Consider the following 6,663-nt stretch of genomic DNA (forward strand, 5'->3'; position numbering starts at 1 on the left):
GACTGTTCAACCTGGCCAAACAATCCATGGACCGCCTTGATACCCTGCGGGTCTTCCTGCGCGTTGCCGAGCTGGGCTCGTTCACCCGCGCGGCCGACGGCCTGGGCCTGCCCAAGGCCAGTGTGTCCCAGGCCATCCAGCGCCTGGAGGCCGAACTGGGCACCCAGCTTCTGCACCGCACCACCCGCCGCGTTCACATGACGGCCGACGGCGCCCAGCTGCAGCAGCGTGCCCATGATCTGCTGGACGACATGGAAGAACTGCAGGGCTTGTTCCGCCGCCAGACCAGCGAACTGAGCGGGCGCCTGCGGGTGGACATGCCCGGCGGGTTGGCGCGCAACCTGGTGATTCCGCAGCTGCCGGGCTTCCTGGCCCAGCACCCGGCGCTGGAAGTGGAACTGAGCGCGACCGACCGCCGCGTGGATGTGGTGCGCGAAGGCTTCGACTGCGTGCTGCGGGTCGGCAACCTGGACGACAGCAGCCTGGTGGCGCGCCCGCTGGGCCACATGCACATCGTGAACGTAGCCAGCCCGGCCTACCTGGCCGCGCGCGGTGTGCCGCGCGAACTGGCCGACCTGGACCAGCATGCGCTGGTGCACTACGTGGGCACGCTGGGCCAGCGCTCGCCGGGGTTTGAATATTTCGATGGCCAGCACTACCGCAGCTGGCCGATGCGCGGTGCGCTGACGGTGAACAATGCCGACGGCTACAGCGCCGCCGCACTGGCTGGGCTGGGCATCATCCAGGTGCCGGAAATGGGCGCCCGCCAGGCGCTGCGCGAGGGCCGGCTGGTACAGGTGCTGCCCGACTGCGTGGCCGAACCGATGCCGGTGAACCTGGTCTATGCGCAGCGCCGCCATCTGCCCCGCCGCGTGCAGGCCTTCATGCACTGGCTGGCCGGTCTGCTGGCCGACGAACTGCAGGCGGCGCGGGCCCCCTGACCCGCATATGCCGGCAGGCACGGCCGTCATGCCCAAACTGCATCAACCGCAGGGGGCGGCCTTCCTACAATGCGTCATTCCCCCAACGGACCGCCCGCCGATGCGCACTGCCCTTTCCGTACTGCTGCTCGCCTCGGCACTGAGCGCCTGCTCGCCCGCGCAGGCCCCGGTTGCTTCGGCCAATGCCGCCAGCGCCGCGCCGGCCACGGCCATCGCCTGGCGCCAGGGCGACGTGGACGATGCCTTCAATGAAGCAGCCGAGAGTGGCAAGCCGGTGCTGCTGTACTGGGGCGCGGTGTGGTGTCCGCCCTGCAACCAGCTGAAGGCCGGGCTGTTCAAGGATCCGGCCTTCATCGCCTTGACCGGCAAGTTCGTGCCGGTCTACCTGGATGGCGACGAGGAAGGTGCGCAGGCCTGGGCCGAGCGCTTCGGCGTGCGCGGCTATCCCACGCTGATCGTGCTGGACCCGCAGCGCAATGAGATCACCCGGGTGGCCGGCGGCAACGATGCGGCCGAACTGACCCGGGTGTTGACCGTGGCCGCCGGTCGCCGCAGCGCGGTGGCCGACACCCTGGCCACCGCCCTGGCGACGCCCGCCAAACTGGGCAGTGAGGACTGGCAGGTACTGGGCGACTACGGCTGGGAAGTGGACGCCAACAAGCTGGCCGGCACACGCAGCAGCACGGATGTCCTGAATGCGCTGGCCTCCGCTGCACCGGAGCCCGCGCTGCAGCGCCGCTTCGCGCTGCTGGCGCTGGCCACGGCGGAGACGCCGCGCAGCGCACCGACCGCCACCCGCGAACTGCTGGAGGCCGTGCTGGCACAGCCGGCCGAGGTGCGCCGCAATCGCGAGCTGCTGGGCTATGCCGGTGCCAAGCTGGTGAAGCTGGCCAGCGCCGGCCCCGCCACCGAGCAGCGCTTGGGCCAGCAGCTGCTGGTCGCGCTGGAACGCGCCGACGCCGCCCAGGGCAACCGTGCCGACGACGCCCTGTCGCGCGCACTGACCGAACTGGCATTGGCGCGCCAGCAGCAGCCCGAAGGTGCGCTGCCGCCCACGCTTGTCGCGCAGGTGAAGCAGCGCGTAGCCGCCGCCGATGCCGCCGCCAGCGATGCACACGCACGCCAGGCCACGATCAGCAGCGCGGTGTACGCGCTGCGCCAGATCGGCGATGACGCCGGTGCCGAAGCGCTGCTGCTGGCCGAGATCAAGCGCAGCGAGCAGCCCTACTACTACATGCCCGAACTGGCCGAACTGGCCGAGCAACGCGGCGACACCGCCGGCGCACTGGAATGGCTGAAGCGCGCCTATGAAGGCGCGCAGGGTCCGGCCACGCGCGTGCAATGGGGCGTGCTGTACGTGGAGGGCCTGCTGCGGCTGGCACCGCAGGATGCACCCCGCATTGAACAGGCCACCGATGCGTTGATTGCCGAACTGCAGGCGCAGCCGTCGGGCTACCACCAGCGCACTCGGCAGCGCTTCGAGCGGCTGGCGGCGCAGTTGAAGGCGTGGAGTGGCAAGCACGAGGGCGCGCAGACCCTGGCCCGCCTGCGGCAGCGCATGCAGCAGGCCTGCGGCGAGCAGAGCGACAGTGCGTGCCGGAATTGGTTGAGTTGAGCGGCGTGTCCACCAAGGTGGACACCTACCGACGGGCAACGGGGCCGTCGTCAGATCAGGTCGATCGCTTTGAACTGCAGCTCCCGGTAAAGCACCTTGATGCCTTCAGCAGATGCCTCGACCAGTCGCTTTTCGTCGTAGCTGGCCAGGGTCTCGACCCGATAGTCCACGCTCAAGCGGTCCACCAGTTCGCGCAGATCCTCCCGGCGGGTGGACGTTCCCGTTTCAAAGTGCCCGAGCAGGCGATCGCCCCGGTACAGGTTCAGTCGGTACACCGTCATGTCCCGCTCCCCTCGCCATCAGAAGGCCAGTAATGGGAATCAGGCGTGGCGCGGGCGCCAAAAATGGCCTGCCCTACGCGCACTACCGTGGCGCCTTCTTCAATGGCGATCTCGTAGTCGCCCGACATCCCCATGGACAACTCCTGCAGTGACACCCCGTCGATGGCGTCTTGCTGCAGGCGCTCTCTCAGTTGCCGCAGGCGGATGAAGCACGGGCGCACCTGTTCGGGTTGCGCCGAGAGCATGGCCAAGGTCATCAAGCCCCGCACGCGCAGCGAACGGTAGGGTGCCAACTGGCGCAGGAATTGCTGCACACTGTCGATGTCCAGCCCGTACTTGCTGGCTTCACCTGACGTATTGACCTGCACGAATACGTCCAGGCCGCGCCCCTCGATCTGCAGCCTGCGGTCCAGCGCTTCGGCCAGTTTCAGGCTGTCCAGCGCCTGGAACTCATCGGCGAACCGGGCGACCACCTTGGCCTTGTTGGTCTGCAGATGGCCGATGATCGACCACTTCAGCGCCGGCAGGTCCTGCGTCGCTTCCCACTTCGCCACGGCCTCCTGGACCTTGTTCTCGCCCAGCATCCGGCAGCCCGCCGCAAAGGCGCGGCGCACGGTGGCTTCCGGCTTGGTCTTGCTGACCGGCAGCAGCCTGACGCTGGCCGCGTCGCGCCCAGCGCGCAGGCAGGCCGCGTCGATCCTGGACTGCACCGTGGCCAGGTTCGCCACGATGTCCTGCACCGAGGTCGCCTCGGGCCACAGACCGTGAAGATCGTGCCGTGTGGCCGTCTGTGAGTTGCCGCCAGTCGTCATTCAATGCCTCACGTGGGGTGGTTGCCACTTCGCGCCCTGCGCGACGGCATCCGTGTTATTGTCCTAGGTCAATAAGCTATCACGTCCCAGGACACAGTGGAAATCGTAGGCACCTCGGCTGCGGCCATCTTCGAAAGCGTTCGTGGCCTGGTTCAGGCGGGGCAGCTGCGGGCCGGGCAGGAGCTGCCGACGGTGCGCGATCTGGCGGCTGCGTTGGGCGTGAACCGCAATACGGTTTCCAGCGCCTACAAACGCCTGGTCAGCGCCGGGGTTGCGACCACACAGGGCCGCCTGGGCACGACCATTCGTGACCCGATGCGCCTGGGCGAAGCCGAGGGGACGGTTCCGGGGTGCAGGTTGACTGACCTGGCCGGAGGCAACCCGAACCCGGAGTGGCTGCCGGACATCGTGCAGGTGCTTGGCCAACGTCCCCAGCCACCTGCGCTGTACGGGGCGCCGGCGGTGCATCCCGAGCTGGAAGCGCTGGCCACCGCGTGGATGCAGGGCGACTGCCCGCCTGCGTTCCAGATGGACATCACCGGGGGCGCGGTAGACGCCGTGGAACGGCTTCTTGCCTGCCATCTGGTGCCCGGCGACAAGGTGGCCGTTGAGCACCCCTGCTTTGTCAGCAGCGTGAACACCCTGCGCGTGGCGGGTCTGCAGCCATTCCCTGTCGGCATGGATGCCGAGGGCATGATCCCGGCGGCGCTGGAGGAAGCGCTTGCCCGCGGGGCGCAGGCCGTGATCCTGACGCCCCGTGCGCAGAACCCCACGGGATGTTCGCTTGGCGCTACGCGCGCAGCCGAGCTCCGGGCCGTACTGTCGCGCCATCCCAACGTCATGGTGATCGTTGACGATCACTTTGCACTGCTCGCTACGAACGACTATTTCGATGTGATTCCTGCCGACGCGCGACGCTGGGCACTGGTCAGGTCCGTCTCGAAAGCGCTGGGCCCCGACCTGCGCCTGGCGCTCGTTGCCAGCGACGCGCAGACCTCCAGCCGACTGCGGCTTCGATTGGCTGCCGGCACCCACTGGGTCAGCCATCTGCTGCAACAGGCGGTGATCGCTTGCCTTGGCTCGCCCACGGTCAACGCCCGGATTGCAGACGCGCGCGACGGCTATGCGGACCGACGCTCCCGGCTGGTCCAGCTTCTGCACGAACGCGGTATCAGCACCGCTACGTCCAGCGATGGGCTGAACGTCTGGATTCCCCTTGAAACCGACAGCCAGCCGTTGGTCATCGATCTGGCCAAGCACGGCTGGCTGACCCGTGGTGGCGAGTCGTTCGGGGTGCAGGCGCCGTCGCACGGCCTGCGCCTGACCATTTCCTCACTGGCGCCCGATGATGCGGTGCGCTTCGCCGATGACCTGGCCGCTGCAATGCAACGTCTCGCGCTGTAGCTCGCCGTCCTCGCACCCACCCCACCCCCGCTCAACCCAGGACGCCACCGATGCAGGTTCTCTTCGTCATCCATGAAGCCTTCGAGGCGCCCGGCGCCTATGCGCAATGGGCCGACAGCAGGGGCCACGGGACAAGCTTCACTCGACTGCATGCGGGCGATCCGCTGCCGCGCGATGCCAACGCCCACGACATGCTGATCGTCATGGGCGGCCCGCAATCCCCGGCGACCCCCCTGGACGAGTGCCCGCATTTCAACGCCGTGGCAGAGACGCACCTGATTGCAGCGTTTGTCGCGGCGGGCAAGCCGGTGGTGGGCGTCTGCCTGGGCGCGCAGTTGATCGGCGAAGCCCTGGGTGCGGCCTTCGAGCACAGCCCGCACAAGGAAATCGGCACGTTCCCGATCACCCTGACCGCCGCAGGGCGTACCAGCCCCATGTTCGCCCACTTCGGCGATACGCTCGACGTTGGCCATTGGCACAACGACATGCCCGGCCTGACCGCCGATGCCACGGTCATCGCCCAGAGCGAAGGCTGCCCACGGCAGATCGTGCAGTACGGCCCCTTGGTGTACGGCTTCCAATGCCACATGGAATTCGATCGCGAGGTGGTTGCGCTGCTGATTGCCGCGTCCACGCAGGAGCTCGACGCCTTCCGTTCTTCGCGCTTTGTCCAGCAGCCGGCCGAGCTGCTGGCGCAGGACTACGAGGCCATGAACAAGGTCCTCTTCACGTTCCTGGACAAGGTCGAAGCCGCGTTCGAAGGTAGCGCCGGGCCACGCCCGGCGAGCGCAGCGGATGCTTGACCTCAACCAACGTTGAGGTGCGATAACAGTGCTCCCCCGGCCAGACATCTGGCCACCCACGGAGACTGTTGCAATGCCGTACTCGCTTCCCGCCCTGCCCTACGCCTACGACGCGCTGGAACCGCACTTCGATGCGCTCACCATGGAAATCCACCATGGCAAGCACCACCAGACCTACATCAACAACGTCAACGCTGCCCTGGAACAGGCCGGGCTGCCGGCCACGCCGGTGGAAGCCCTGATTGCCGATCTGGAGGCCCTGCCCGAAGCGCTGCGCCTGCCGGTCCGCAACAACGGCGGCGGCCATGCCAACCACAGCCTGTTCTGGTCGGTACTGAGCCCGGCCGGCGGCACCCCCGGCGCAGCCGTGGCCGCAGCGATCGAACGCGACCTGGGTGGATTCGATGCTTTCAAGGACGCCTTCAGCAAGGCCGCGCAGACCCGCTTCGGCAGCGGTTGGGCGTGGCTGACCAGCGATCGCAGCGGGCGGCTGCAGATTGAAAGCAGCGCCAACCAGGACAACCCGCTGATGGGCGCGGCCGTGGGCCTGTCCGGCAACATGCCCATCCTGGCGCTGGATGTCTGGGAGCACGCCTACTACCTGCACTACCAGAACCGTCGCCCGGACTATATCGGCGCTTTCTTCCAGATCATCCACTGGGCCGAAGTGGAGCGTCGCTACACACAGGCGATGCACGCATGAGCGCCGAAGGCATGCCCTATGCCGGGCCGTGGGGGGGGGGGGGGGCCCCCCCCCCCCGGGGGCCCCGGGGGGGGGGGGGGGGCCCCCCCCCCCCCCCCCACAGC

At 68.1% G+C, this 6,663-nt stretch carries 7 protein-coding genes; 5 read left to right on the plus strand and 2 right to left on the minus strand.

Annotated elements, in window-relative coordinates:
* Nucleotides 1-26 precede the first annotated feature (26 nt).
* Together IAE58_RS03260 and IAE58_RS03265 are read left to right on the plus strand one after the other, a co-directional pair.
* Nucleotides 27-941 (plus strand): LysR family transcriptional regulator, encoded by a 915-nt coding sequence (locus tag IAE58_RS03260; protein WP_199932396.1) that lies wholly within the window; start codon nt 27-29, stop codon nt 939-941.
* Between the two features lie 100 nt (nt 942-1,041).
* Nucleotides 1,042-2,556: a thioredoxin family protein gene (locus IAE58_RS03265; RefSeq protein ID WP_233614524.1), complete on the plus strand. Its 1,515-nt coding sequence runs from the start codon at nt 1,042-1,044 to the stop codon at nt 2,554-2,556.
* Between the two features lie 50 nt (nt 2,557-2,606).
* On the opposite strand, the gene IAE58_RS03270 is transcribed toward IAE58_RS03265, so the two are convergent.
* Both IAE58_RS03270 and IAE58_RS03275 read right to left on the minus strand, forming a co-directional pair.
* Nucleotides 2,607-2,837, minus strand: coding sequence for a hypothetical protein (locus IAE58_RS03270; RefSeq protein WP_199932398.1), 231 nt, complete (start codon nt 2,835-2,837; stop codon nt 2,607-2,609).
* Nucleotides 2,834-3,649: a YggS family pyridoxal phosphate-dependent enzyme gene (locus IAE58_RS03275; RefSeq protein ID WP_199932399.1), complete on the minus strand. Its 816-nt coding sequence runs from the start codon at nt 3,647-3,649 to the stop codon at nt 2,834-2,836. Before IAE58_RS03275 ends, IAE58_RS03270 begins: the two co-directional genes overlap by 4 nt.
* A gap of 96 nt (nt 3,650-3,745) precedes the next feature.
* Here IAE58_RS03275 and ptsJ point away from each other — a divergent pair, with 96 nt between their 5' ends.
* From ptsJ to IAE58_RS03290, 3 genes are all read left to right on the plus strand, one after another.
* Entirely contained in the window at nt 3,746-5,053 is a 1,308-nt protein-coding gene (gene ptsJ / locus IAE58_RS03280; RefSeq protein ID WP_199932400.1) for a transcriptional regulator PtsJ, read from the plus strand.
* 50 nt (nt 5,054-5,103) lie between these two features.
* Nucleotides 5,104-5,856, plus strand: a complete 753-nt coding sequence (locus tag IAE58_RS03285) for a hypothetical protein (protein WP_199932401.1) — start codon at nt 5,104-5,106, stop codon at nt 5,854-5,856.
* 73 nt (nt 5,857-5,929) lie between these two features.
* Complete coding sequence (locus IAE58_RS03290) at nt 5,930-6,559, plus strand: superoxide dismutase (RefSeq protein ID WP_199932402.1); 630 nt, start codon at nt 5,930-5,932, stop codon at nt 6,557-6,559.
* Nucleotides 6,560-6,663 lie beyond the last annotated feature (104 nt).

It is taken from the genome of Stenotrophomonas sp. S49 (genome assembly GCF_016624905.1).
GTDB lineage: Bacteria > Pseudomonadota > Gammaproteobacteria > Xanthomonadales > Xanthomonadaceae > Stenotrophomonas.

Excerpts from the sequence above, each read along its gene's own strand:
- IAE58_RS03270 (WP_199932398.1), bottom strand. The coding sequence starts at position 2,837 with ATGACGGTGTACCGACTGAACCTGTACCGGGGCGATCGCCTGCTCGGG.
- IAE58_RS03260 (WP_199932396.1), top strand. The coding sequence starts at position 27 with ATGGACCGCCTTGATACCCTGCGGGTCTTCCTGCGCGTTGCCGAGCTG.
- IAE58_RS03275 (WP_199932399.1), bottom strand. The coding sequence starts at position 3,649 with ATGACGACTGGCGGCAACTCACAGACGGCCACACGGCACGATCTTCAC.
- IAE58_RS03290 (WP_199932402.1), top strand. The coding sequence starts at position 5,930 with ATGCCGTACTCGCTTCCCGCCCTGCCCTACGCCTACGACGCGCTGGAA.
- IAE58_RS03285 (WP_199932401.1), top strand. The coding sequence starts at position 5,104 with ATGCAGGTTCTCTTCGTCATCCATGAAGCCTTCGAGGCGCCCGGCGCC.
- IAE58_RS03265 (WP_233614524.1), top strand. The coding sequence starts at position 1,042 with ATGCGCACTGCCCTTTCCGTACTGCTGCTCGCCTCGGCACTGAGCGCC.